Here is a 224-nt window from a genome sequence, read left to right on the forward strand (position 1 = left end):
TCAGTTGCTCTACCAATTGAGCTAAGTCGGCTAAATGGTGGAGGATGACGGGATCGAACCGCCGACCCCCTGCTTGTAAGGCAGGTGCTCTCCCAGCTGAGCTAATCCTCCGGATTGCCTGGCAACGTCCTACTCTCACAGGGACAAGGTCCCAACTACCATCGGCGCTAGAGAGCTTAACTTCCGTGTTCGGTATGGGAACGGGTGTGACCTCTCTGCCATCA

Annotated in this window: 1 tRNA gene and 1 rRNA gene; both read right to left on the minus strand. The window is 55.8% G+C overall.

The annotated features are described in order from the left end of the window. Positions 1–35: 35 nt before the first annotated feature. Positions 36–111: transfer RNA gene (locus MR143_RS32835), tRNA-Val, on the minus strand. 5 nt (positions 112–116) lie between these two features. After that, positions 117–224: ribosomal RNA gene (rrf, locus tag MR143_RS32840) — 5S ribosomal RNA — on the minus strand; the annotation flags it as partial.

Origin of the sequence: Bacillus cereus group sp. BfR-BA-01347 (assembly GCF_022663835.1) — a bacterium.
Classification (GTDB): domain Bacteria; phylum Bacillota; class Bacilli; order Bacillales; family Bacillaceae_G; genus Bacillus_A; species Bacillus_A thuringiensis_K.